Source organism: Sulfoacidibacillus thermotolerans (genome assembly GCF_003144315.1).
Classification (GTDB): Bacteria; Bacillota; Bacilli; order Alicyclobacillales; family SLC66; genus Sulfoacidibacillus; species Sulfoacidibacillus thermotolerans.
This window is the reverse complement of the sequence record NZ_MPDK01000016.1, coordinates 26562-50947: the sequence shown is the minus strand read 5'-3', so window position 1 is coordinate 50947 and position 24386 is coordinate 26562. Positions and strand designations below refer to the sequence as shown.

Genomic DNA, 24386 nt, shown 5'->3' with positions numbered 1-24386 from the left:
AAGAAAGAGGGATGCCTTATGGATTGGTATTTACTTGCTGACATTGTCACCGTGCCCCTTGCTTTCGCATTAGGTCGCTACTCCAGGCGATACCGCTTTATTCGCGTTCGCCGCCGCTATCGCCAGGACGTTGGAGAATTTATTCGCGGCCGCTAGACATTTCTCCATCCTCGTCAAGCAGTTTGATAAAGGCTTGTTCACTTAGGATGCGAAGGGGCAGTTCTGGGTGGGCGTGGATCAATTCTTCTGCTTTTGCAAGTTTTGATCCAGCGCTTTCCCCTGCCACGACATAATCTGTTTTGCGACTTACTGTGCTTGATACTTTTCCCCCGCGCTCCTCGATGAAGATTTGCGCCTGTTGTCTGGATAAATGTTCTAAAGTCCCTGTAAGGACGAATACCTTACCAGACAAAGGGAGATTTTGCATATCCGTAGCGTGTTTCAGATCGGTGTCAAAACGCAACCCAGATTGTCGCAATCGCTCGATGCGTGCCAAATTTTCAGGATCATGAAAATAGGCAACTACACTTTCTGCCATTTTGGGACCAATCTCCGGAATCGCTTGCAACTGTTCCTTCGAAGCTGCCATGAGATTGTCAAGAGTCCCGAAATACTTAGCGAGTGTCTGGGCCGCCTTTTCCCCCACAAGCCGAATTCCCAAGCCAAACAGCAAGCGTTCAAGTGGTTGTTGTTTACTGGCTGCAATCGCCGCAAGGAGATTGGTTGAAGATTTATCCCCCATTCGCTCCAACTGCATCAGATCTTCTTTCTGCAGCGTATAAAAGTCCGAGACATCGCGAACTACTCCCGCCTGAACCAATGCTTCAATCAGCATATCCCCTAGTCCGTCAATATTCATCGCTTTACGAGAAGCAAAGTGGATCAATCCCTCGATTCGCTTTGCGAGACAATTTGGATTGACACACCGTAACGCCGCTTCTCCCTGCGCACGCACAAGCGGTGTATGACAGACCGGACAGACTGTTGGCATATGAAACAGCGCTTCTTCCCCTGTTCGCGCTTCTGTCACGACGCGTACAATTTCCGGGATAATATCCCCCGCCTTTTGCACCACGACGAGATCCCCAACGCGCACATCTTTCTCTCGAATGAAATCTTCATTATGCAAGGTAGCTCGACTGACGGTGGTTCCCGCTAAAAAAACTGGTTCGATGACTGCAGTTGGCGTCACTACCCCAGTTCGCCCAACGCTTAATTCGATCGTTCGAACACGGCTTTCTGCTTGCTCTGCGGTAAATTTATAGGCTATCGCAAAGCGCGGACTTTTTGCTGTCGTTCCTAATTTTTGCTGAGCAGCAAAAGAATCCACCTTAATCACAACCCCATCAATGTCATAGGGCAGATTTTGCCGTATCGACTCCGCAAAACGAATGTACTCCATCACTTCAGAGATGGAAGCGCATCGTCTAAAATGAGGATTTACCGGGAACCCGAGTTCCTGCAATTTTGTCAGCGCTTCTTCCTGAGTAGCTACACTTTGCTCCGAAGAAATTAATGTATACGCAAAAAAAGCTAGATTGCGCTTTGCCGTTACACTTGCATCCAGTTGGCGCAGTGATCCGGCCGCTGCGTTGCGCGGATTCGCAAAAAGCGGTTCACCCGTTTGTGCGCGTTGTTCATTCAAACGCACAAATTCTGCACGTGGCAGATACGATTCACCGCGCACAACAATGCTCACAGCCTCGCGCAAACGAAGTGGCAGGGCACGAATTGTGCGCAAATTTTGTGTGATGTCCTCCCCTGTTACTCCGTCTCCGCGCGTCGCTCCGCGCACAAAAACGCCCTCCTCATAAATCAATGAGGTCGCGAGTCCATCTATTTTTAATTCACAGACATAGTGTACATCCTCACCGATCATCTGCCGCACGCGCGCGTCGAATTCAGACAAATCCGCTTCAGAAAAAGCATTCGACAGCGATAACATGGGGAAGGCATGTGTCACCTTGCCAAACCCTTCCGTCACTTCCCCGCCCACTCGCTGTGTGGGTGAATCAGGCGTTTGTAACTCTGGATACAACGCCTCTAGCTCAACTAACTCGTGCAATAAGCGGTCATACTCCACGTCAGAGATGAGTGGAGCATCAAGCACATGATAATGATAATCATACTCATGTAACTTGTGGCGCAAACTTTCCACTCGGCTTCGCACGTCGTCCGTCATGATTGTCCGCCTGCCTTTACAATCGGCGCATATTTGACCATCAATTTTCTCGTCCCTGTCGGAGCCGCAAATTCAATCGTAAGTTCCAAATCCTCCCCCGTCCCCGAACGAGCCAGCACGAGACCTTCTCCCCATTTGCGATGCAAGACGCGATCGCCAACCGACCAATTTTCTGTCAAATCGCCCCCGAAACTCTTTGGCGTCTGCTCAACGGCCATCCCCTCACGTGCTATACGCGGGAATGATCCAGTCGCTTTTTTGACATCCACCAATACCTCTTGCGGAATTTCCTGCAAGAAACGCGAAGGTGGATTGGCTTTCGTTTGGCCAAACAGCATTCTCGTATTGGCGCATGTCAAATAGAGTTCTTTCTGCGCTCGTGTAATCCCTACATAGCAGAGACGCCGCTCCTCTTCCATTTCGCGCTCGTCAGTCGCCGAACGAGCGTGTGGAAAAACACCCTCCTCCATTCCGACAAGGAATACCACTGGAAACTCCAACCCTTTGGCACTATGCAGTGTCATCAGTGTAATGCCATCCCCCGATCCACCCTCTTGCTCGGAATCCGCAACAAGCGCGACATCAGTTAGAAACCCAATTAACCCGCCTGTAGGATTGCGCTTCTCATATTCTTGTGTCACAGAAAGAAATTCCTCTACGTTCTCCAAGCGCGCCTGCCCTTCAATGGTTCGGTCAGATTTTAACATCTCACGATAGCCGCTACGCAAGAGCAATTCCTCTGTCAACTCAGTGACGGTAAGGTAGTCTTGCTGTGCCGCCAATTGCCGAATCAATGATGCAAATCCTTCGACGGCACTCACAAAACGGCCTGACAAACCAAGCATGTCCATCTGTTGAGTCACCGTAAACAGCGAAGTTCCCTGTTTTGCCGCAAGTTCCGCCATCCGCGCAATCGTCCCCTCACCGATGCCTCGCTTAGGTACATTGACAATGCGGATAAACGCAAGATCATCAGCAGGATTTGCAATCAGTCGCAAATAGCCTAAAAGATCTTTGATTTCTTTTCGTTCATAAAATTTGATCCCGCCAAAGACACGATATGGCACACCTGATTTCAAGCACATCTCTTCAATCGCACGCGACTGCGCGTTTGTGCGATACAAAACGGCCACATCGCTGTAAGCAAGTTCCCCTAATTGTCTGCGCCGATGTACTTCATCCACGATAAAACGCGCTTCCTCACGTTCATCAAATGCGCGATAAAAATAAAGTCGTTCCCCTTCGCTGTTTGCCGTCCACAACGTCTTTTTAGGTCGCTCGAGATTGTTTTCAATCACAGCGTTTGCAGCCGTTAAAATGCGTTTGGTCGAGCGGTAATTTTGTTCTAATTTAATCACTTTAGCATCAGGATAATCCTGTTCAAATGATAAAATATTTCCAATGTCGGCCCCGCGCCATTTGTAGATCGACTGATCGGAATCCCCTACCACACAAAGATTGCGGTAGCGATCTGCAAGGAGCCGTACAAGGCGATACTGGCTATGGTTTGTATCCTGGTACTCATCGACATGAATATATTGGAATTTAGCTTGATAATAATCTAAAACTGCAGGGTATTGCTCAAAAAGTTGTACGGTCAACAGGATAAGATCGTCAAAATCAAGGGAATTTTGAGCGCGCAATTTCGTTTGATAGAGTTTATACACCTGCGCTGCGGCTTCTTCATAAACAGTCTCCGCACGCTTCAATGCCGTATCTGGCGCAACAAGCACATTTTTGTACTGGCTAATTGCTGCCGCGAGGGATCGCGGTTCAAATTTTTTTTGATCATAATTCAATTCCTCACAACAACGTCTTACGGCTGACAGTTGATCCCCCGCATCTAAAATGGTGAATTGGCTAGTAAAACCCAATTTGTCGATCTCGCGACGCAAAATCCGCACGCACATCGCGTGAAACGTAGAGACCCACATCTCATCAGCCGCCTGTCCTACGAGACGGGCCACGCGTTCTTTCATTTCCTTTGCTGCTTTATTTGTAAACGTAATTGCAAGAATGCTCCAAGGTGCCACACGCTCTTGTTTCAACAAGTAAGCCATGCGGCGCGTGAGCACACTCGTTTTTCCACTGCCTGCGCCAGCGATGATCAGTAAAGGCCCCCTTGTACTCGTCACCGCCTCGCGTTGTGGTTCATTCAATCCACTTAATAACCGTTCCATCTCTTCCGTTGAAAGCTCCATCACCCAGATCACCTTCTTTATCTCATCGTGCCACTTTTGCGTAAAAAAAGACTGTCTTCAAGACTCCGCTAGCTGTTTTAGTGTTTCGATCACATCCGCACAGGCAGCAATGCCCGATTCCACAACTCGGCACGCAATGCCAAGCGGCGTTTCCCACCACTGTTCGGGAATCTGCGGCGTCTTTACAAGCACAGAAGTAAAAAGCGTACGATAAATCGTTCCGAGATATTCAGGCGCAAGTGTGCGATCCGATTCATCAGCGCCGTCACGAGCTACGCGAAATACAAATTGCATCGCCTGCCACAAATGATCCCCTGGCACATGGTGAAACTCTTTGTAAAGTGCCAATCGCTCTACGACATCTGGCTCATCCAATACAAATTCTACTCCAAGCGCTGCGAGCAAATCATGAGCGCGACGCTCTACTGCAGCAAATACGCGCAGACGTTCCTGCTTCATCACCTCATCAGTCAGTGCACTGCGCAAGACTTCATACATTTGTGCTTCAGTCATCGCACATCCTCCGGTTGCTTTGCATAGTGATCATATAAGCGCTGCGCGCGTTCACTTGCCTCATTCACACTGTTGCCAAGCGCGATGACATGGCCCAGTTTGCGTCCCACCCGCGCTGCTCTTTTCCCGTAAAAATACACATTTTCCTCGTGGTTTTGTGGATCTAAAAACCCTACGTGCTGATAAACTCGCTCATTATCTGTCAAAAATAAATCCCCTAACAAATTGATCATCGCTGCCGGCTTCGCCGTTACAGCACCCAAGTCAAGTCCACTTACAGCCCGCAATAACTGCTCAAATTGACTCGTAGCTGTCGACAACTGTGTATGGTGACCTGAATTATGGGGGCGCGGCGCCAATTCATTGACTAGAACTCGTCCATCCTTAGTATAAAACATCTCTACCGTCAACAATCCGATAAGCCCAAGCTCTGTCGCGATCTTGATTGCAATCTGCTGCGCTTGTTCCTGCGCATCTGCTGGCAACTGCGAAGGCACGGTGGACTTATGCAAAATGTGCCGACGATGCTCGTTATCAATGACTGGATAAGGAAGAATCTGGCCATTTTGTGCGCCCGCAACAATGACAGACATCTCCAAAGGCGTATCCAGCCACTCTTCCAACACACAGGGTAACTCCCCTAATTGGTGCCACGCATCCACTACCTCTTCGCTTTGCGTGATCTTGCGCTGTCCTTTCCCATCATAACCTTGCTCCGCTGTTTTCAGGACAGCAGGCACTCCGACCGCTTGCACCGCTGCGATCGCCTCTTGTTCCGAATGCACAAAAGCGATGCGCGGCATAGCAATTCCACACTGTTGTAAGAAATTTCGTTCTCGCTCGCGATGCTGGGCAACAAACAAAATTTCTGGGTCCGGATAAGCCTGCGTAAATTGCGCGATATAGCGGACGCTCTCAATGGGCAAAAGTTCTGTATCATACGTCACAATAGACACGGCCTGGGCAAATTCGGCAAGCCGTTCACGATCTTGTAAATCACCAACCCACACCCGATCAGCTACGAATGCTGCTGGCTCATCCTGCCTTTGCGCGTACACATGCATTTCAAATCCTAATGCTTGTCCCGCCTGACAAGTCATTTGTGCAAGCTGACCTGCTCCAAGAATCCCAATGGTCCTTTTTTTTAAAGACATAAACCCCATCTCTCTTATAGAAAAATTTTCACTCTTATTGTTCAATTGGCAAAGGATCTTGTAAGACGCGTTCTGTCTGCTCTTGGCGATACACCTCAAGCCGCTGTAACAATTCACTGTCTGAGAGCCCAAGAATGGAAATCGCAAGCAATCCTGCATTCTTTGCCCCTGCCGTCCCAATCGCGACGGTAGCTACCGGGATTCCTGCCGGCATCTGAACAATTGACAACAAGGAATCGAGTCCTTGCAGTGCCTTAGACTGCACCGGAACCCCAATCACAGGAAGAGGCGTCATCGCTGCTGTCATCCCCGGTAAATGCGCCGCTCCGCCAGCTCCTGCAATAATTACTTTGACTCCTCGGGTATGCGCCGTTTTTGCATATTCATAAAGACGATCAGGAGTCCTGTGCGCTGACACAATCTGTACTTCGTGGGGTACCTGAAAATCGCGCAACACATCCACTGCCGCACGCATCGTCTCGTAGTCTGACTTACTGCCCATAATCACGCCGACAAGCGCTGTATCCTTCCCTCGCATACGACACTCACACCTCACCATTTAAAAAGCTTCCTCTGCAGTTGCAACATGTATCTCAACTATACATGAGCTCCACGTCGAACGCACCTGCAAACAGCAAGTTAAGCAGTCCTTGAGTAACTTTTCCTATAATAACAAAAGGCCACTTCTCTCTGTGTTTTTACACAGTAGACAAGCAGTCTTTGAAACGACTCGCGCAGTTTGTCTTGGTAGTCATAATCGGATACAGAAAGTGCTAGAAGGGGCCAACATCAAGCTGTCTTCCGTAGCGAGTAACACCTTGGGGAAGTCTGGGCGTGCCATGCTCGAGGCGATGATTCAGGGAGAGAATAGCTCTGAAGCACTTTCGAAACTGGCGAGAGGACGATTGAAATCAAAAATGGAACTACTATCCAAAGACATCCTCATCTCTGATAAGGCTAGTTCCTTATGCGCTTCTTAGAACGTAGAACTCGTTTATTTTCAGGATAGAATGTAACAATAAGACAATTCGAGGTGATCGTTGTGTCTACTATCTCATCCTAGCATCATCATCTCGTCCAATCCTCGACGCGCAATCCCCTGACCCGTCCAAACTCTCTCGTATTGTTTGTCACTAGTGGGACGTCAAGTGACAATGCATGTGCCGCGATCATCGTGTCAAGCGGACCAATGGGTTGTCCTTGTCTCTCCATTTGAGCACGTATGTCTCCGTACATAACTGTGATCGAAAACGAGAAGTCTGCAATATCGAGAGGCAACAGGAACGCCTCTAACGCAGCCTGATTTCGTTCCTTATTCTGACTCTTTGAGACACCGTACTGTAACTCTGCCACTGTCACCACGGAGACGCCAATCTCGCCCGTACGAAACACACGCATTCGATTTACTAATTCATCCGACCGTCTCTTGATGAGATATATACAGATGTTGGTGTCCAGCATGTAAAGCATCAAAATGGTTCCTCTCGTTGTTGCTCCGCTGGTTGCTCACGCTCGACCATAAAATCGTCTGAAAATAAGTCCAGTGATTGCGCCAACGAGTCCCACGCGTCATCCATGGGTAATAAGACCACTGCGTTACCGACGCGCTTTACAAAAACCTCTGAACCGTTAAATCGGAATTCTTTGGGCAAACGAACCGCCTGGCTACGCCCTGACTGAAAAATCTTTGCTCGCTCCATAAAACCACCTCCAATGATATATATCGAGTATACACCGATTAAGGAACGAATTAAACGCGGAAACATTCTGCCATTTACCACATGGTCTTCCTCAAGATTACAGCTCGAAAACGCAGTAAGCGCCGGGATACGAAAATGAATTTTCATGCAAAATCATCCACAGGAAGTTTACTCAATATGCTCCCGCTTTAGTCCCCAGGCTCCCTCGTACGATGTTTATGTTCCACCCGTAATTAAAGCCCTCCTCGATACTGTAGACTTAGCCACTTTCCTGAATACGAATGGAGTAAGTACTTTCACGGATGACATTAAACGTGGCGATTTCTTGTGAAGTCGCCATCTCCCAGTGAAAGCTCCCGTTTCAATACTACAAACAGAATGCAACTTGTCTAAATGCATAGTAACCAATACCTTCCGATAGCGTAACCTTTGAATAACGGGTATCCACACCAAAATGGCTAAACAAATCCATGGAACATTACAGTTAACGCCACTAACGAGCATCATCCAATTCCTGAATCACCCGAGTCCCTCCCAGTAGATATACTGCGTGAAGTCAATTGGTAACGAGCGTTACATACTATTCATGCTGCGTACTCCTGCGCTTATGCGACGTAGCGGTCGCAAATCAGCGTTGTATTTGCATACATTCAGTACGTTTACACGGTCATGCGTCGCTTAAATAAGTAACTAAAAAGTACAGTCAAGATTCTCCCGTGAGTAACCATTGCAACTGAGCGCACATTTGCTTCATGGATGATCCTACGTACGCAGCCAACAATGCGATGAACTCCGTTCCAATTCTATGGTATCCCTACGCTGATATCCGTGAAGGGTGTAGGGAGAGACGTTTTTCAACTTTCGATCGTCAATAAAATCTTTAATCGCAAATTTGATCAGCAAAAAACCACTTGTTTACTGAATTCTAGCTCAGGAAACAAGTGGCAGTAGTTCCGTGAAAACGTGACAGCCTGCGGCCACATGGTTTTCACAACTTAAAAATGCGCTGTTTTCCGCATCGTTGTAACATTTGGTCGGAATGACAGGATTCGAACCTGCGGCCTCACGGTCCCGAACCGTGCGCTCTACCAAGCTGAGCTACATTCCGTCAACAAAAGATAATATATCACCTTTCTTCGCTTGCCGTCAAATTCATGAGCCAGCGATCAAAAGCAATAGACTTGATTCGCGTTGCATGATCGGCGAAGATAAAGGAATAAGGAGGCTGCAAACCATGAAGCCCTATGAACTTGTCTTATTCGATTTCGATGGAACACTGTATGATTCGGAAGCTCACTTCGACACCTATATCGATCTGATTGGCACGCATTTAAACGACGCACAAGCCAAGCAATTGCGCAAACTATATGAACGTACACGGGCAGGGGAAGGTGTACTGCGCATTGGGGAATGGTACGATCCAGAATCCCAAGTCTCCAAACCAGCTGACGCGACTCATCCCAGCAACAGAAAATATTATTTAGGTGATTATTGGTGGCTTATTCACACGCTCGGACATCGTTTAGGAGTTACAGACGAACAACTCATCGACAGTTTTTTTCGCACACGTGACTACATGATGACTCATACGGATGAAATTCATCTCGTTGTCGGGTTAAAAAAGTGGTTACAGACCGTTGCAAAGCGACAAAAACCGATTGCAATCCTCGCGACCAACAGCCCAGAACCCGATAGCGTAGCGATTCTACAACAATTAGGCGTATACCCCTACTTCACTGAAATGATATACAATGCGCGAAAACCAACTCACATGCCGCAAATTCTTGAGCATGTCAGCACAACGTACCAAGTGCCGCCAAATCGCATGCTTTGTGTGGGCGATCACTACTATAATGATATTGATCCAGCGCTGCAATTTGGCGCAGACACTTTATTCATCAATCGACACCGCGTCTCCCATCCGCACAATTCGACCTACGAAGTCCATACAAGCGAAGCATTGATGGAATATTTAACAGATATTCTCGCCACGTAACCCTTTGGCGAGTCTTTATCGCAAACGTCTTGACCGCTCATCGCTTGAGTCGATCTAGCACCAAGTGATAACCATCTGCTCCATAGTTTAAACAACGCTTGACACGACTTATTGTCGCAGTACTTGCCCCTGTTTCCGCCTCGATATGACTATATGTCATCCCTTGGCGCAACATACGCGCGACTTCCATGCGTTGGGCGAGTGATTGCACTTCACCTACCGTGCAGAGATCATCAAAAAAACGATAGCATTCTTCTACCGTTTCAAGCTGTAAAATCGCCTCAAACAATTGATTCACTAGGCGATCGCGCAATTTATCTAACTGCATTCGGACCACCCCTCCTTGATCACACAGATTGATCGGAATGCTTTTCTGTTTCCTGTTCTTTTTCCATTTCACGCTGGCATTGCTCGCAGTAACCTAGCACTTCAAATCGATGTCGCAATACATGAAACCCTTTCGGGATTGACAGTTCCGGCATTGGACAATGGTCAATCACCATCGTTCGACCACAGCGAATGCAAATATAATGATGATGATGTCCCGGCTGACAGATGATCCGATACTTTGTCTCATTGTCTTCAAACCGCGACTCCTCAATCATCCCTTCGTCACGCAGCGTTTTCAAGTTGCGATAGACCGTTTCATAACTCATCGTTGGATGTTTAGCTTTCATGTAGTCAATGAGTTCACGCGCACTGATATAACGGTTGTGGCACAATAAAAACTCAAGGATTTCTCGGCGTTTTCCCGTCAAGCGGTACCCGCGATCCTTCAGTTCAGACATATATTCTTCTGTTCCCATGGATACCACCTCGGTTTCATTGTAGTCCGCCGCACACATCCGTTGCAAATCAATCTCCATTTTCACAGTGAACGAGAAAACAGAGGATAGTGGGCATTCCCTATCCTCGCCAACTCCTTTTACGAGAATGTTCAGGATTCAATAAAGAGTCAATAACTCTGGATGTTCCAACCATTTCTTCACTTCATTCATAAAGCGGACCCCTTTAGCCCCATCGATCACCCGATGGTCAAAAGACATGGACATCGTCATCATCTCGCGAATTACGATTTGGCCTTCACGCACGACCGCGCGCTGCTCGATTTTATGCACGCCGAAAATCGCCACTTCCGGATGGTTTAAAATTGGCGTTGCATACGTTCCGCCAATCGCCCCCACATTTGTAATGGTAAATGTACTTCCCTTTAGTTCACTCAGCGAGGCCTTACGCGTCCGTGCACGCTCAATAGACTCATCTAACTCACTTTGCAACTGTACGATTGTTTTTTTGCGTGGATCCCGTAAAACAGGAACTAGCAGCCCATCCTTCGTGTCAACTGCAATCCCAATTTGCGGTTGCTTATAGATTACTAATTCTTGTTTCTCTTCGTCCATATGCGCATTAAACTCAGGATATGCGCGCAGCGCTGCAAGAACAGCCTTCACGAAAAATGGCATGTAGGTCAGACGCGCTTTGGCATCAAGCACACGCATCTGCGCGAGAAGACGTTGACGCAATGCCACAAGTTCTGTAACGTCACAATCGTCAAATGCGCTGACATGAGGTGCAGTGAACGCAGATTTCACCATGTGATCTGCAATCGCCCGTCGCAACCCGCGCAGTGCAACTCTCTCCACTTCCGGTTGGTCCACCTGAGGCTGTGTGGGTTCAGGTACAGAAGAAGGTGTTTTTACACCAGATTCTTCATTTTGCGGCAATGGCGGATGCATAAGCGCAAGTTCAACATCTTGCCGAGTAATTCTCCCCCTTGGCCCTGTTCCCGTGATCAGCGTCAAATCAACACCGCGTTGTCGTGCATACTTTCTTGTTGCTGGTGCTGCAAGTACCCTCTGTCCATGATCAGCGCCATGCGTTAAGGAGTCTGCTCCCTGCGAATGACTATACTGTGCGAGTGCAACATTGTCTTGTAAGTTTTGCACGGGTTGCAAAACTTGCGCTGTTGCAGCTTTGACAGCGTCTGCTTCATAGCGCACCAGCATGTCCCCCACATGTACGACCGTTCCGATATCGCCACATAATTCCGCAATTTTACCCGCACGAGGCGATGACAATTCGACAAGTGCCTTATCTGTCTGGACTTCTACTAATGGTTGGAAAGCTTCGACCATATCGCCTACTGTGACTAACCAACGCACGATCTCCGCTTCATGGATTCCTTCTCCTACATCTGACAAGCAAAAAAGATCACTCATCCGCCCGATCCCCCGCTCTATAACCTTGCGCCAATCTCATAGTTCATCGCTTGAACGATCCCCTCCGCGACTCGCGCAGCATCTGGCATATACGCATCTTCCAAGGCGAACAGTGGATAAGGCGTATCATAGCCTGTCACTCTCATGACTGGCGCCATCAAGGCGTCAAGTGCCAGATCGTTGATTGTCGCAACGATTTCAGCACCAAAACCTGCATGACGAGGTGCTTCATGCAAAACGACAGCACGCCCTGTCTTCATGACACTGTCGCGAATTGCATCACGATCCAGCGGTGACAAGGAACGCAGATCAATCACCTCTACAGAAATACCATGCTGCTTGCGGGCCAAATCCGCACCTTGTAAAGCGACAGGAACCATCGCGCCCCATGCAAATACGGTACAATCAGTTCCTTCTTGTACCACCCTTGCTTTTCCAATCGGCACAGTATAGTATCCTTCAGGCACTTCTTCGCGAAATGAGCGATAAATGCGCATCGGTTCAAAGAACAATACCGGATCAGGATCTGCAATCGCTGCAAGTAACAACCCTTTTGCATCATAGGGAGTTGCAGGTACAACAACCTTTAACCCCGGGACATGTGCAAAAATGACCTCTGGACTGTCACAGTGGAGTTCAGGTGCACGAATTCCACCGCCATAAGGAGCGCGAACGACCATAGGCGCACTAAAACGCCCTTGGGAACGCATGCGAATGCGCGAAACATGGGAGACCAACTGCTCATAGGCAGGATATGCGAACGCCAAAAATTGAATCTCTGCAATCGGGATCATACCATTGACAGCTAGCCCTATGGACGCTCCAATAATCGCGGCCTCAGCGAGCGGTGTATCCATTACGCGCGTCTCCCCAAATTCTTCTTGCAAGCCCTCCGTCGCTCGAAAGACGCCCCCATTTTTGCCTACGTCTTCTCCCAAAATTATGACGCGCTCATCCTGTTGCAGCGCAATCCGCAACGCATCTGTAATCGCTCCAATGAGGGTCGTATTAGCCACGTACGCTCTCTCCTTTTGCTTGCCGCGACAACGCCTCCTGTTTTTGTATAGCCAGTTCCTTTGGCATGTCGCGATACACATGATCAAATAATTGGTCAAGTGTTACGGGAGGTTCACTTTGCATATCCAATATCGCTTCAGTCACTATTTCCTCCGCGTGTTTGCGCACTTGCGTTACCCATTCTTCAGAAAATGCCCCGCGCTCGCGCAACGCGTTTTCCGCGCGCAAAATCGGGTCCCGCGCCTTCCACATCTCGACTTCGCTCGCATCACGATAGCGACTTGCATCATCTGCGGTCGTATGCGAACCCATCCGATAGGTGACCGCCTCAATCAAGGTAGGTCCCCCACCACTTGCTGCTTTTGCCACCGCTTCGCGCATTGCCAGATAGACAGCAATCACATCATTGCCATCTACTGTGACCCCTTCCATGCCATACGCAGTTGCCTTCTCAGCAATGCGCTGCACTTTTGTCTGCTTGCGCGAAGGCAAACTGATCGCATATCCATTGTTTTGACAGAAAAACACAAGAGGCAATTCCATCACCGCAGCAAAGTTCATCGCCTCATGAAAATCCCCTTCAGAAGTAGCCCCATCTCCAAAATACGTGACGGCAATCTGATCGAGTCCGCGCAATTTTGCAGCCAGTGCAGCACCTGCTGCATGCGGAATTTGGGTGGCAATCGGCACCGACACAGGGAAGAGATTGACGCCTTCAGGTGGCATCGCACCATCATAACGTCCATTCCAATAGAGCAAGATCCGCTTTAGCGGCATCCCATGCACATAAGCTACAGCGTGTTCGCGATAGGAAGGAAATACAAAATCTTGCACCCGTAGCGCCAGTGCACTGCCAATTTGCGCCGCCTCTTGTCCCTCCAAAGGAGCATACGTACCAAGGCGCCCCTGGCGTTGCAGCGCTACAGCGCGTCGATCCAGTTGACGCATCATCCACATCAATTCATACATGCGTTGCAACATGTCTGTCGACACTTGCGGCTCCTTTTGCGACACTCGAATTGAATCGACACTCATTCCGATTCCCTCCCGCACTCTCCTAGCAACCCTTGTAATCTGGAACGCGCTTTTCTAAAAATGCCTTGACGCCCTCCTTGAAATCCTGTGTCTCTGATGCGAGTTGCTGATAGAGCGCTTCCCGTTCTAGTGCATCCGTGAGCGCTCCTGTCGCCCCTTCATACATTGCACGCTTCGTCAATCCAAGCGCCACAGTTGGCCCAGCCGCAAGCCGTCGCGCCAATGTGTCTGTTTCTGCCATCAACGCATCGTCAGGCACCACTTTACTTACAAGCCCTAGCGCTAACGCCTGCTCTGCATTGACCGAACCGCCGAGCATAGAAAACTCCAAAGCTCGCGCAACGCCGATAATACGCGGCAAATAATAACTCGCCCCGCTATCGGGAGCCAATCCGATGCCACTAAACCCGTAAACAAAACGTGCGCTCGTAGAGGCGACGCGAAGATCCGCTGCAAGCGCCAGACTCATGCCAGCCCCTGCTGCAACACCGCCTATGCTCGCAATAATCGGCTTGGGAAGATCGCGCATCGCTTGGATCAAAGGATTGTACATTTCGCGTACGATATCGCGAATCCGTCCGGCTCGCTCATCAAGCGCGACGGACAGATCTTGTCCCGAACAAAATCCTCGTCCCTTGCCGCGGATTACGACCACGCGAATCTGCGCATCCGCAACCGCTCGTCGTATCCCTTGCACAAGACCACTAGCAAGCTCACGATTAAATGCATTGAGTACTTCTGGGCGGTTCAACCACAATGTAAGTACGCCCTCTTTATACTCTTGTAATACAACTTCCTCCAAGCACATTACCTCCTTTATTACTTATTGCTCAAGTACTTCTGCAAAGTGGAACATCGCGAGACCAGCAGCAAACGATTGAAGTTGTGCCCCTGCCGCTTTTGACTCTGGCGATTTGAGCGCCTGCATCAGTGCGTCACGATTTTCAAAATAGATTTCAGCCATCACATAATATTCGGGTTCGCCCCCGCGCAAATCAAAAAAACGTGATACTTCTGTGCGCAAGATGCCTGGCGTCTTCGCATTTAACTCCAAATGTTCGCCGAAATATTTTTCATCAAATAATTCTCGATTCTCAGGTTGTTTGTACAGCACGACCATTTTGACCATTGGGAAACCTCCTTCTATCATTCGCAAGACAACGCTTAGTATGAAAGCGGTTACGGCCCTGCATAAGCATCCGCTTTGCTCTTTTCAATTTGTATATTACACTAGAATTGTTGAAATACAATGGGATTGTACTTAGTCATACGGACACTATCGAAGATCCTTCTACCATGTAAACACTCTATTGTTCATTCGACCATAGATCAATCACAGTTGTCTCAAGCGCGCGAGCAATTCGCGTCAATTTTTCAATCTGAGAGCCGCGTACGCCGGATTCGATGGCATAAATATAACTAGCGGAGACTTCCGCTTTTTTAGCAAGTTCCTGGACCGACATTCCTAATTTTAAGCGGCGTTCGCGTACACGTGCCCCCAAAGCTTCTTTCATAAAACAGCACCTCTATTTACTCTATTGTATAACATATTTACTCGTTAGAGAAATACAAGGATGTGAGATTTTTGGAAAAGTCCTCGATTTATTTGCGATCTTATCTAGCTGAGGATTGCAATTACCTGGTAGATCGCTGTATAGCCGCTTACGCAACTAGCACTAGCGATCACTGGCGAGTCCGGGAATGGCCATTTGCTTCCCCGCTTGCCGCTTATGAACAGTGGCTCTCCTTCTCCTTGCAAACTATCGATCACTCAATTCCCTGCGCCCACGCAATCATCTTGAAACACCAAAAGGAACATGAGACAGTCGTCGGGCTGATTGCAATCACCCATTATGACCCTCAGTTCCATTGTGGATTATTAGGTACCTATATTACACCCACAGAGCGGGGAAAAAGTATCCAAATGCATGCAAAAAAAGCGCTATTCCAACTTCTCCCCACCTCTGTCGAGACGTTGTATGCCGTCATTTCCATCCATAATCACTCATCTTTACGAGGAATGGAAAAGCTTCCTTACAAACATCTACTCGATGAACGACAAGTACAGAAACTTCCTCCCTTTATTGCGTCAGAAATCTGGAAAACGAGAGATCCCGTGCACGTTTTCCAGATTGATCTCGCACCCTATCGCCAATCCCGTGAGTAAGAGGAAAAAATAACTCGGTTCATGTATAATGCACTTCAAGATAGATCATGGTTGGATCTCACTCAGGAGGAACATATGGCAAAAGAAAAGGAATTTGTTAAAGAAATTACCCCCCAAAGCGAAGATTTTTCGCGTTGGTACATCGATACGATTACAAAAGCAGATCTCATGGACTATTCACCTGTGCGAGGGTGCATTGTCTTCAAACCAGATGGCTATGAACTTTGGGAAGCAATTACGCGCGAGCTAGATCGCCGCTTTAAAGAAACTGGGCATCGCAATGCCTATTTCCCACTCTTCATCCCAGAAAGCTTTTTTGAAAAAGAAAAAGAACACGTGGAAGGTTTTAACCCCGAATTGCCTTGGGTGACTGAAGTAGGAGGAGAAAAACTGGAGGAACGCCTTGCGATTCGCCCGACCTCAGAGACGATTATCGGCTATATGTATAGTCAATGGATACAATCCTATCGCGATTTACCTTTGCTAATCAACCAATGGGCAAACGTAGTACGTTGGGAGAAACGTACATTGCCATTTTTGCGCACAAGTGAGTTTTTGTGGCAAGAAGGACATACTGCTCACGCGACTGCCGAAGAAGCAGAAGCAGAAACACGCCAGATGTTAGACGTTTATACGGATTTTGTCGAAAACGAGCTAAGTATCCCCGTGATTCGCGGCCAAAAGACACCTTCAGAAAAATTCCCCGGAGCTGTAGCTACGTTTTCCATTGAAGCGATGATGAAAGATGGAAAAGCGATTCAAGCTGGAACCTCTCACTATCTTGGAGATAACTTTGCGCGCAGTTTTGAAATCAAGTTTCTTGACCGCGATAATGAACGCAAATACGTCTACACCACTTCTTGGGGCATGAGCACGCGAATCATTGGCGCTTTAATCATGGTTCATGGCGATGATCGCGGCCTGCAACTCCCGCCTCGCATTGCCCCTACGCAAGTGATCATCATCCCGATCGGGCCTGCAAAAACACGCGAACGCGTACTGCTGGCGACAGATGAAGTCTATGCTCAACTGAAAGCGGCAGGTATTCGCGTCCGCGTCGACGCGAGAGAGGATCTAAGCCCTGGATGGAAATTTAATGAATACGAGATGCGTGGTATCCCTTTGCGTTTGGAATTAGGACCTCGCGATTTAGATGCCAACCAAGCTGTGCTTGTACGTCGTGATACGGGGGAAAAAGAGACCGTTTCACTTGACGACTTGGCGCAACGTGTTCCGGTATTGCTAAGCGAAATCCAACAGTCCATGTATGATCGAGCACTCGCTTTTCGCGTCGAACGTTCTGAACCTGTTTCAGACATCGCCCAATTGCATGAGGTTGTTCGCACGAAGCGCGGTTTTGCACTAGCTGGTTGGTGTGGAGATCGTGCTTGTGAAGCGAAGATCAAGGAGGAAACCGGCGCAACAAGCCGCAATATTCCATTTGATCCACCACAGACCCTATCTACTTGTGTCAGTTGCGGAAAGGCGGCAGCTCATACTGTCTGGTTTGCCCGCGCCTATTAAAATCTTCCAAGAATTTTCAGTTGTTTCATCGTCTCTTCTTGCACCTTCGCATGGCAATCATGCGAAGGTTTTTCTTTACTCCTATTATTTCCCTTTAAAAGCGCTTGCCCTCTTTACACATTTGTATAAGTTAAGGTACAATAAGGCAAATAATATACATAATGAGGTGCCGCAATGAATCGAGTAACACGATTTAGTGGAGCGAAGATTCGCGAATTGCGCAAGGCGCATGGATGGTCACTGGAAGAATTATCGCGCCGATCAGGGCTATCCATCAGCCATCTGTCCGCGTTAGAAAAGGGAAATCGAAAAAGCCCCTCAGTAGATTTAGTATACGATCTTTCTGAAGCTTTTCATGTCTCAATGTATTACTTTATGGACCGTGAGAGCACATCTGACGTACCTAGTAGCCGCTTTTCTTATCCTTCAGAAACATCGCCTGGCAGTAGCGAATCCACTTCGCATTCTCCACTGCCAAGCGACGAGCAAATTTTCCACTGGACTCGGACATTGCGCCCGGAAACACTCGCTTTTATGCTTCACGAAGACGCAGAGGCATATCTCACTTTTGCTCACAACCTATATGCAAATCGCCATTCGACAGCACAACTCGTGCAACTCATGAATGAATTTATCCAAAAAGCCAATGAACCCGCACCCTCACAAGATGGTTTCCCCATAGATGCAAACCATTCTACGGATTGACCGCCGTGAGTAGTTGTTCAAGTTCATCGACAAGTTGACCATAGATCGACAAAGCCTGTGTAATAACACTTGGATCTGTCATATCTAGACCAGCTTCCTGTAACACAGCGAGAGGATAATCTTTTGACCCACTGCGCAAAAATCCGAGGTATTTTTCTGCCGCTGATGAACCCTCTTTGCGAATGCGATCTGCAAACACCAGGGCTGCGCTCATCCCTGTCGCATACTGATAAACATAATACGCGCGATAAAAGTGTGGAATGCGCGACCACTCTGCCGTCGAACGCTCGTCTTCTGCATAGGCGGGTCCGTGATAAAACGTGTTTAAACGCGAATACATTTCCGAAAGAGAATCATGAGTTAACGCATGACCCTCCTCAACTGCTCGATGTGCATCTAACTCAAATTCGGCAAACATCGTTTGCCGGTAGATTGTGGATCCGAGATTATCCAATTGCTGATTGATCAGTGTCGCACGAGCAAGCGGATCCTCCGTGATGTCTAACAAGTGATTGACGAGTAACGTCTCATTGACTGTACTCGCAATTTCAGCAAGAAAAATCGAGTAGTGGGAGTAATGAGGAAGTTGTGTTTTCCCCGCAAGATACGTGTGTACACTATGCCCTAACTCATGCGCTAATGTTGATACGCTGTCGTAATTCCCCTGATAATTGAGAAGTACATAAGGGCGTGTTGCATAAAACCCCGTAGAATAAGCACCACTGCGTTTTCCTGGCGTCTCAAACACGTCAATCCAGCGCTCATCAATCGCTTTTTTCAAGATCTCTTGATACTCGTCACCAAGCGCACGTAACCCTTCTTGTACGAGTGAAAACCCTTTTTCAAACGAATAGTCATCCAAGTTCGCTTGTGCAAGCGGAACGTATTTGTCGTACAAGCGCACGTGATCAAGCGCAAGAATGCGACGTCGCAATTCGACATAACGATGTTGGTACGAGATGTTTTCGCGCACCCCTTTGATCAAAGCGTCATACACAGCTTCCGGGATGTGATTCGCAAATAACGCCATCTGACGCGCTGTTGCGAAATTGCGCACGCGCGCAAGACGCACGTCTGCCTTGACACTGTTTGCATACAATGCACCAATTGCGTTTTTATGATGCAAATAGGTGTCATATACATGTTCATAAGCAAGTTGCCGCACCATCCGATTGGAATTTCGCAGCAACAGTCCTAGACGTCCCTCTGTCACTACGTACTCAGTTCCATCTACGGTAAACGCGCCATGCTGGAAATCTGCATTTGTGAGTTGACTAAACACCTGCCCAGCCGTTCCAAGAACATCGTGTAAAGAAGCAAGTGCTGCTTCCGTCTCGTCAGATAAGACATGAGGTTTATTGCGAATAAGATTGTCGAGTAAGTGCCGATACGCATTTAATTCTTCGCTCTGCACATAACGATCCAATTGTTCCTGAGGCAAAGCTAACAATTCGGGCTCAAAGAAGCTATCCTTTTGCGCAAATTCGGCACTGAGCATCTGCACTTTACTTTGCATGGCCTGGTACAAAGACTGTCGTGTATCCTGATCCGCTAAGATGTGCGCATAAATCTGCAACTTTCCGAGGCGTTCACCGAGCACTTTGCTCACTTCAAAATAGCGTAACAGCACGCCTGCTCCATCGCCCAGATGCCCGCGAAGCGACGCAAACGGATCGTCCTCAACCTGTTTGCGCACTGCTTGGAACTCTTCCTCCCACGCTTCATTTGTCGCAAACAGCGCTTCCGTAGACCACTTGTACTGCAACTCAATTTGATCTCGCTCACGCAATGCCCCCATGCGCCTGCCCCCTTCTCTTGATCTTACGCACTACGCCTCGACCCAGTTGCCATTTCGAAAGACAGCGATCCATTCCCCATCAGGCGTTTGTCCATCAATATTCAGCTCTTTTGACCCGATCATAAAGTCAACATGCTCTACACTTTGATTGACCCCGTGACGCTCTAATTCAGCTTTGTCCATCTTTGTCCCACCCTGTAGACATACTGGATAAGCCGAACCAATCGCAAGATGACAGGAGGCATTTTCATCGAATAACGTATTGTAAAACAGTGTGTGAAGATTAGAGATCGGCGAATCATAGGGGACCAATGCAACTTCTCCCAAATAATGCGATCCCTCATCCGTTTCAATGAGTCCCTTTAGCGCCTCATAACCTTGTTCAGCCGAGAAATCGACAATTCTTCCTCGCTCAAACGTCAACACTAGATTCTCAATTAATACCCCATTGTAATGAAGTGGCATCGTACTATGCACAACCCCATTTACACCCTCTCGCTTAGGGAGTGTAAATACTTCCTCAGTCGGCATATTGGGGACAAATAACGTTCCTTGTTCATTGGTAGACTCTGCGCTAATCCAGATATGCCCCTCTGGCAATTCAATGGTCAGATCCGTTCCCGGTGCCTGATAGCGCAGTTTTTTAAATTGATGGGCATTTAAATACGCCGCCCGCTGCTGCAATTTTGTAATATGTTCTTGCCATGCACCTACTGGATCTTCTAAGTAAATCCGCGTAGTTTTAAAGATGGCGTCCCATAGTGCAGAAATTTGTTGCTCTTGCGGCAAGCCTTGGAATACCTTAGCAGCCCACGCACTCGTTGGAATCGAGACGATCAACCAACTCACACGCATATTTTGGATCGCTTCGCGCATTTTAGCGAGTGCCGTCAAACGCGTTTTTTGTGCCATCGCCACACGCGCTGGATCCACTGCATGTAAAAGATCTGGGTCTGCCGCATAGACTGTTAAAAATGCTGCATTTTCCTCGACCAATTGCTCCGCTTGCAAAACTCTCCACTTTGGAAACTCTGCAAACGCCTCCTCTGGGGCTTGCTGGTATTTGATGAGATCCAACTGTTCGTCGCCCCATTCCACATACACGTGTTTCGCTCCTGCCGCATATGCCTCACGAGCAACTGTGCGCACGTAATCGACTGCTTCAAGCGGCGCTGTAACGAACAGGGTTTGCCCTTTTTGCAAATTCAGACCCACTTGAATCGTAACCTTGGCATATTTCTCTAGTTGCAAAAGGAAGTCTTCCAAGTTCCCACCCCCATTCCGTTCAATTCAATGCACAACCTGATTCTTTTGTATCTTCGGCGATTATCCTCCGTAAAAAAGCCCCGTTTCCTTTAATGTCAGCGGATCGCCTGATCTATGTACACCTGCATCGACTACTTCTCCCACATAAAGCACGTGATCTCCTCGATCGATCACATCAACGACCTTACACTCAAACCAAGAAAGAGCTGCTTTCAAAATCGGGCTACCTGTCGTTGCGGTATAAAATTCTACATCCCCAAATTTATTGCCTACGCGCGACACGGGTTTAAAAAACGAAAATGCTAAATCTTTTTGCCCCGTCTCTAACACATTCACTGAGAAAACACCGCTTTCACGAATCCCATCACAGGAAGTGGTGTCTCTCTTAACGCCAATCGCTACAAGTGGCGGACTAAAAGACGCCTGAGTCACCCAATTGCCTGTAAAGGCATTCACATCGTCTCCCACTTTTGTTCCAATTACATACAACCCATACGTAATTCCACGCAATGCAGTTTTTTTCGCTTGTTCATCCATTTCGCTTACAACCTCCCTCACATCTTCGAACTGTGCCGCCACATTCCCGGCATCCTTATCATAGCGAATCCAACAGGAAATTTCACCTAGTCACTGACATGCTTTCCAAAACCCCATCCCACAGTGCCATTCTCGCTGCAAGTGCTTGTTGTGCTGCCTGGTGCGCTTCTTGTAACTTCTTTGCATCCCCCGCGCACAAATCAGCTAACAACTGCTGAGCTAGGGGCCCATGTTGGTCACTATCTACCTCAATATGGCGATTTAAATAATACATGAACCGCGAAATTTGCAAACTCCCGCTGAGTTCATCCACAATCTTCTGAAACATTCCAGGAATAATGTCTTCTCGTCCATAAAAAAAGGCCGCACACACTTCATGCGTCTGCCCATTACGAGCAACATCTAGCGTATGCGCGACAAAATGATGTACAAATTCCGGAACGCCATTTTGTTTTAGCGATTCCAAGGGGTCAACTCCCCGACGTACATCCTCTATAAAATTGAATATTCCTTGTGTCTGAGCCCCGCACTCTTTCATCGCACTCACATACAATTCAAAATGGCTCGCATATGCTCCGAGTCCATCTTCATCAGATTCTTCTCCAAGCACAATTTCATTAATGAAGCGCGCATATTTTGCATTCCCTGAGGGCGTCCAAGGAACTTTTACACACGTAACATCTTGTTGTAGTCGCTTAAGCAAACTCATAAAGTCCCATACTGCAAATACATGGGATTGCATGTAGATCTGCAATTTTGGCAAACTGTCTATCGATTCATACACGGGATGCCGGAGCAATTGCTCACGCGTTTTCGCAATCTGATCTAGATCCATCACTTGCATGAACTTCACCTCGAGTAAAAAGTATCGTTCCATTCCAAGCTAACGTATCAGACTCCTCCCGATCACGCAAGGAAACCCGCCCTATAAGTGGAATAATCAAAAGTGACGGGGGCGTACCACCCGTCACATAAAAATCATGCCCGTGAATCGCTTTCTCGCATTCATCAAGCTTTGCCTACCGCAAAAACGGCGAGGAGTACACTCAGGAGAAAAAACATTCGATGCATAAAGCGATACGCGTCTTCATCCTTCATCTTCGATCCTCCCTTTCTTGGGTAGTTGTCCACGCGGAAGCGACAAAGGCCATTACCTATTCGGCCTCTCTATTTAATTCGACGACATCCTAGCGATTTTTGTTCGTAGCATCCCTGTCTGCATACAAAAAAGATGCCGAAAATAACTGGGCATTTTACCACACAGATGAAGACTTGACCCCTAAACTTCAGGTTCCATCTGTTTTAATGAGCAAATATAGTACAATAAAGAAGGACAAATGCATGACCTAATGAGCGGGAGGCAATGAAAAATGAAGCGCATTCTCCTCATCGCCACTGGCGGAACCATTGCTTCTGTGAAAGGACCCCAGGGATTAGTCCCACGTCTTTCACCTGAGCAACTTGCTATGTACATCGCAGGTGAACAAAATGCGGATTTTACAGTTCAATTCTTACAGTTGTTAAGTCTGGACAGCACCAATATGCAACCAGAACATTGGCAGCAGATCGCAGAATGCATTGCAGACAATTACAGCGAATTTGATGGCTTTGTCATTACCCACGGCACCGATACGATGGCTTTTACAGCAGCAGCACTTTCCTACATGCTGCAAGGAGTAGGAAAGCCCATTGTACTTACAGGTTCACAAGTCCCTATTCAAGAATATAAAACGGATGCGCGCAAAAATTTACTTGATGCGCTACGTCTAGCTTGTGAAGATTTAGGCGGAGTCTATGTCGTTTTCAATGGACATGTGATTGCCGGAACACGCGCCGTGAAAATGCGAACAAAGAGCTATGACGCTTTTGAAAGCATTAATTATCCTCCCGTCGCCCATTGGAATGGTACGACCTTTGAATATCAATGGGTACCGATAAAACACGAAGATCAGAAACCGAGATTCAACACTGCATTGAACCCAGATATTTTTTTGCTGAAGTTATACCCAGGAACAAAGCCCGAACTCTTCGAGCATCTAAAGCCCCTCTATCGTGGCATCATCATCGAGAGTTTTGGCAATGGCGGTGTCCCCTCGCTAAAGCGCAATCTCCTGCCACAAATCGAAGCTTTAGCAGATGCAGGTGTCGCCATTGTCATCACGACACAATGTCTTCAAGAGGGAGAGGATCTTAGCTTATACGAAGTAGGGCGTAGAGTCGCACAAAACCCTAAAATTATTCTTTCCTACGATATGAACACCGAAGCCATCGTCCCCAAGTTGATGTGGGCATTAGGCCAATCGGATGATATCGCAAGAATAAAGGAGATTATGGAAACTCCAATCGCTTTTGATCTCGTTCACTAAATCAGC

The 24386-nt window shown here is 47.8% G+C and carries 25 protein-coding genes, 1 tRNA gene and 1 pseudogene; 7 read left to right on the top strand and 20 right to left on the bottom strand.

Annotated elements, in window-relative coordinates:
* Positions 1-18 precede the first annotated feature (18 nt).
* On the top strand, positions 19-156 hold the full coding sequence (locus BM613_RS15080; protein WP_181363034.1) for a hypothetical protein: 138 nt from the start codon (positions 19-21) through the stop codon (positions 154-156).
* Here the strand turns inward: BM613_RS15080 and ligA are convergent.
* From ligA to purE, 5 genes are read right to left on the bottom strand one after another with little or no spacing between them, the layout of a single operon-like run.
* Positions 140-2182 carry an NAD-dependent DNA ligase LigA gene (gene ligA, locus BM613_RS09805; protein ID WP_109430994.1) on the bottom strand — a complete coding sequence of 681 codons (2043 nt, stop codon included), beginning with the start codon at positions 2180-2182 and terminating at the stop codon, positions 140-142. The two genes, BM613_RS15080 and ligA, sit on opposite strands and share 17 nt — an antisense overlap.
* Positions 2179-4383 (bottom strand): DNA helicase PcrA, encoded by a 2205-nt coding sequence (gene pcrA, locus BM613_RS09800; protein ID WP_109431010.1) that lies wholly within the window; start codon positions 4381-4383, stop codon positions 2179-2181. Before pcrA ends, ligA begins: the two co-directional genes overlap by 4 nt.
* Positions 4384-4440: 57 nt before the next feature.
* The gene (locus BM613_RS09795) at positions 4441-4896 is read right to left on the bottom strand and encodes a hypothetical protein (protein WP_109430993.1); all 456 of its coding nucleotides are present in this window, start codon (positions 4894-4896) and stop codon (positions 4441-4443) included.
* On the bottom strand, positions 4893-6050 hold the full coding sequence (locus BM613_RS09790; RefSeq protein WP_181363033.1) for a 5-(carboxyamino)imidazole ribonucleotide synthase: 1158 nt from the start codon (positions 6048-6050) through the stop codon (positions 4893-4895). The genes BM613_RS09795 and BM613_RS09790 overlap by 4 nt, the downstream gene beginning before the upstream one ends.
* A gap of 34 nt (positions 6051-6084) precedes the next feature.
* Positions 6085-6588: a 5-(carboxyamino)imidazole ribonucleotide mutase gene (gene purE / locus BM613_RS09785; RefSeq protein ID WP_109431009.1), complete on the bottom strand. Its 504-nt coding sequence runs from the start codon at positions 6586-6588 to the stop codon at positions 6085-6087.
* Between the two features lie 217 nt (positions 6589-6805).
* On the opposite strand from purE, the pseudogene BM613_RS15550 reads away from it, so the two are divergent.
* A pseudogene (locus BM613_RS15550) lies at positions 6806-6967 on the top strand (IS110 family transposase); the annotation flags it as partial.
* Positions 6968-7118: 151 nt separating this feature from the next.
* Here the strand turns inward: BM613_RS15550 and vapC are convergent.
* The 3 genes from vapC to BM613_RS09765 form a co-directional block, all read right to left on the bottom strand.
* The gene (vapC, locus tag BM613_RS09775; protein WP_245926343.1) at positions 7119-7511 is read right to left on the bottom strand and encodes a type II toxin-antitoxin system tRNA(fMet)-specific endonuclease VapC; all 393 of its coding nucleotides are present in this window, start codon (positions 7509-7511) and stop codon (positions 7119-7121) included.
* A gap of 8 nt (positions 7512-7519) precedes the next feature.
* The gene (gene vapB / locus BM613_RS15545; protein WP_245926342.1) at positions 7520-7897 is read right to left on the bottom strand and encodes a type II toxin-antitoxin system antitoxin VapB; all 378 of its coding nucleotides are present in this window, start codon (positions 7895-7897) and stop codon (positions 7520-7522) included.
* Positions 7898-8781: 884 nt separating this feature from the next.
* Positions 8782-8858 (bottom strand) — tRNA-Pro (locus tag BM613_RS09765).
* 126 nt (positions 8859-8984) lie between these two features.
* Between BM613_RS09765 and BM613_RS09760 the strand changes: the two genes are divergently transcribed.
* Positions 8985-9746, top strand: a complete 762-nt coding sequence (locus BM613_RS09760; protein WP_181363032.1) for an HAD family hydrolase — start codon at positions 8985-8987, stop codon at positions 9744-9746.
* A gap of 37 nt (positions 9747-9783) precedes the next feature.
* Here BM613_RS09760 and BM613_RS09755 read toward each other — a convergent pair whose 3' ends face one another.
* The 8 genes from BM613_RS09755 to BM613_RS09720 form a co-directional block, all read right to left on the bottom strand.
* The gene (locus tag BM613_RS09755; protein WP_109430989.1) at positions 9784-10074 is read right to left on the bottom strand and encodes a YerC/YecD family TrpR-related protein; all 291 of its coding nucleotides are present in this window, start codon (positions 10072-10074) and stop codon (positions 9784-9786) included.
* A gap of 19 nt (positions 10075-10093) precedes the next feature.
* Entirely contained in the window at positions 10094-10612 is a 519-nt protein-coding gene (locus BM613_RS09750) for a Fur family transcriptional regulator (protein ID WP_245926341.1), read from the bottom strand.
* A 78-nt stretch (positions 10613-10690) separates the two neighbouring features.
* Positions 10691-11965 (bottom strand): dihydrolipoamide acetyltransferase family protein, encoded by a 1275-nt coding sequence (locus BM613_RS09745; protein ID WP_109430987.1) that lies wholly within the window; start codon positions 11963-11965, stop codon positions 10691-10693.
* Between the two features lie 17 nt (positions 11966-11982).
* Positions 11983-12981, bottom strand: a complete 999-nt coding sequence (locus BM613_RS09740) for an alpha-ketoacid dehydrogenase subunit beta (RefSeq protein ID WP_109430986.1) — start codon at positions 12979-12981, stop codon at positions 11983-11985.
* Positions 12974-14017: a pyruvate dehydrogenase (acetyl-transferring) E1 component subunit alpha gene (gene pdhA / locus BM613_RS09735; RefSeq protein WP_109430985.1), complete on the bottom strand. Its 1044-nt coding sequence runs from the start codon at positions 14015-14017 to the stop codon at positions 12974-12976. Before pdhA ends, BM613_RS09740 begins: the two co-directional genes overlap by 8 nt.
* A 22-nt stretch (positions 14018-14039) precedes the next feature.
* Positions 14040-14819, bottom strand: a complete 780-nt coding sequence (locus BM613_RS09730; protein WP_245926340.1) for an enoyl-CoA hydratase-related protein — start codon at positions 14817-14819, stop codon at positions 14040-14042.
* 21 nt (positions 14820-14840) lie between these two features.
* Positions 14841-15146 (bottom strand): EthD family reductase, encoded by a 306-nt coding sequence (locus BM613_RS09725; protein WP_109430983.1) that lies wholly within the window; start codon positions 15144-15146, stop codon positions 14841-14843.
* A gap of 178 nt (positions 15147-15324) precedes the next feature.
* Positions 15325-15531: a helix-turn-helix transcriptional regulator gene (locus BM613_RS09720; RefSeq protein ID WP_109430982.1), complete on the bottom strand. Its 207-nt coding sequence runs from the start codon at positions 15529-15531 to the stop codon at positions 15325-15327.
* A gap of 71 nt (positions 15532-15602) precedes the next feature.
* On the opposite strand from BM613_RS09720, the gene BM613_RS09715 reads away from it, so the two are divergent.
* From BM613_RS09715 to BM613_RS09705, 3 genes are all read left to right on the top strand, one after another.
* The gene (locus BM613_RS09715; RefSeq protein WP_181363030.1) at positions 15603-16184 is read left to right on the top strand and encodes a GNAT family N-acetyltransferase; all 582 of its coding nucleotides are present in this window, start codon (positions 15603-15605) and stop codon (positions 16182-16184) included.
* A 75-nt stretch (positions 16185-16259) separates the two neighbouring features.
* Positions 16260-17708 carry a proline--tRNA ligase gene (gene proS, locus BM613_RS09710; RefSeq protein WP_109430980.1) on the top strand — a complete coding sequence of 483 codons (1449 nt, stop codon included), beginning with the start codon at positions 16260-16262 and terminating at the stop codon, positions 17706-17708.
* Between the two features lie 174 nt (positions 17709-17882).
* Complete coding sequence (locus BM613_RS09705; protein WP_109430979.1) at positions 17883-18413, top strand: helix-turn-helix domain-containing protein; 531 nt, start codon at positions 17883-17885, stop codon at positions 18411-18413.
* Here the strand turns inward: BM613_RS09705 and pepF are convergent.
* From pepF to BM613_RS09685, 4 genes are all read right to left on the bottom strand, one after another.
* Positions 18403-20211, bottom strand: a complete 1809-nt coding sequence (gene pepF / locus BM613_RS09700; protein WP_109430978.1) for an oligoendopeptidase F — start codon at positions 20209-20211, stop codon at positions 18403-18405. The two genes, BM613_RS09705 and pepF, sit on opposite strands and share 11 nt — an antisense overlap.
* Before the next feature lie 30 nt (positions 20212-20241).
* Complete coding sequence (locus BM613_RS09695) at positions 20242-21477, bottom strand: aminopeptidase (RefSeq protein ID WP_109430977.1); 1236 nt, start codon at positions 21475-21477, stop codon at positions 20242-20244.
* A 60-nt stretch (positions 21478-21537) separates the two neighbouring features.
* Positions 21538-22014, bottom strand: a complete 477-nt coding sequence (locus BM613_RS09690; RefSeq protein WP_109431007.1) for a flavin reductase family protein — start codon at positions 22012-22014, stop codon at positions 21538-21540.
* Between the two features lie 82 nt (positions 22015-22096).
* The gene (locus tag BM613_RS09685; RefSeq protein ID WP_245926338.1) at positions 22097-22891 is read right to left on the bottom strand and encodes a DUF3050 domain-containing protein; all 795 of its coding nucleotides are present in this window, start codon (positions 22889-22891) and stop codon (positions 22097-22099) included.
* A gap of 493 nt (positions 22892-23384) precedes the next feature.
* On the opposite strand from BM613_RS09685, the gene BM613_RS09680 reads away from it, so the two are divergent.
* On the top strand, positions 23385-24380 hold the full coding sequence (locus tag BM613_RS09680) for an asparaginase (RefSeq protein ID WP_109430976.1): 996 nt from the start codon (positions 23385-23387) through the stop codon (positions 24378-24380).
* Positions 24381-24386: the final 6 nt, after the last annotated feature.

Bases quoted from the DNA above. Each gene is read 5' to 3' on its own strand.
- BM613_RS15080 (WP_181363034.1), top strand. From the start codon at position 19: ATGGATTGGTATTTACTTGCTGACATTGTCACCGTGCCCCTTGCTTTC.
- ligA (WP_109430994.1), bottom strand. From the start codon at position 2,182: ATGACGGACGACGTGCGAAGCCGAGTGGAAAGTTTGCGCCACAAGTTA.
- pcrA (WP_109431010.1), bottom strand. From the start codon at position 4,383: ATGGAGCTTTCAACGGAAGAGATGGAACGGTTATTAAGTGGATTGAAT.
- BM613_RS09795 (WP_109430993.1), bottom strand. From the start codon at position 4,896: ATGACTGAAGCACAAATGTATGAAGTCTTGCGCAGTGCACTGACTGAT.
- BM613_RS09790 (WP_181363033.1), bottom strand. From the start codon at position 6,050: ATGTCTTTAAAAAAAAGGACCATTGGGATTCTTGGAGCAGGTCAGCTT.
- purE (WP_109431009.1), bottom strand. From the start codon at position 6,588: ATGCGAGGGAAGGATACAGCGCTTGTCGGCGTGATTATGGGCAGTAAG.
- vapC (WP_245926343.1), bottom strand. From the start codon at position 7,511: ATGCTGGACACCAACATCTGTATATATCTCATCAAGAGACGGTCGGAT.
- vapB (WP_245926342.1), bottom strand. From the start codon at position 7,897: ATGAAAATTCATTTTCGTATCCCGGCGCTTACTGCGTTTTCGAGCTGT.
- BM613_RS09760 (WP_181363032.1), top strand. From the start codon at position 8,985: ATGAAGCCCTATGAACTTGTCTTATTCGATTTCGATGGAACACTGTAT.
- BM613_RS09755 (WP_109430989.1), bottom strand. From the start codon at position 10,074: ATGCAGTTAGATAAATTGCGCGATCGCCTAGTGAATCAATTGTTTGAG.
- BM613_RS09750 (WP_245926341.1), bottom strand. From the start codon at position 10,612: ATGGAGATTGATTTGCAACGGATGTGTGCGGCGGACTACAATGAAACC.
- BM613_RS09745 (WP_109430987.1), bottom strand. From the start codon at position 11,965: ATGAGTGATCTTTTTTGCTTGTCAGATGTAGGAGAAGGAATCCATGAA.
- pdhA (WP_109430985.1), bottom strand. From the start codon at position 14,017: ATGAGTGTCGATTCAATTCGAGTGTCGCAAAAGGAGCCGCAAGTGTCG.
- BM613_RS09725 (WP_109430983.1), bottom strand. From the start codon at position 15,146: ATGGTCAAAATGGTCGTGCTGTACAAACAACCTGAGAATCGAGAATTA.
- BM613_RS09720 (WP_109430982.1), bottom strand. From the start codon at position 15,531: ATGAAAGAAGCTTTGGGGGCACGTGTACGCGAACGCCGCTTAAAATTA.
- proS (WP_109430980.1), top strand. From the start codon at position 16,260: ATGGCAAAAGAAAAGGAATTTGTTAAAGAAATTACCCCCCAAAGCGAA.
- BM613_RS09705 (WP_109430979.1), top strand. From the start codon at position 17,883: ATGAATCGAGTAACACGATTTAGTGGAGCGAAGATTCGCGAATTGCGC.
- pepF (WP_109430978.1), bottom strand. From the start codon at position 20,211: ATGGGGGCATTGCGTGAGCGAGATCAAATTGAGTTGCAGTACAAGTGG.
- BM613_RS09690 (WP_109431007.1), bottom strand. From the start codon at position 22,014: ATGGATGAACAAGCGAAAAAAACTGCATTGCGTGGAATTACGTATGGG.
- BM613_RS09685 (WP_245926338.1), bottom strand. From the start codon at position 22,891: ATGGAACGATACTTTTTACTCGAGGTGAAGTTCATGCAAGTGATGGAT.
- BM613_RS09680 (WP_109430976.1), top strand. From the start codon at position 23,385: ATGAAGCGCATTCTCCTCATCGCCACTGGCGGAACCATTGCTTCTGTG.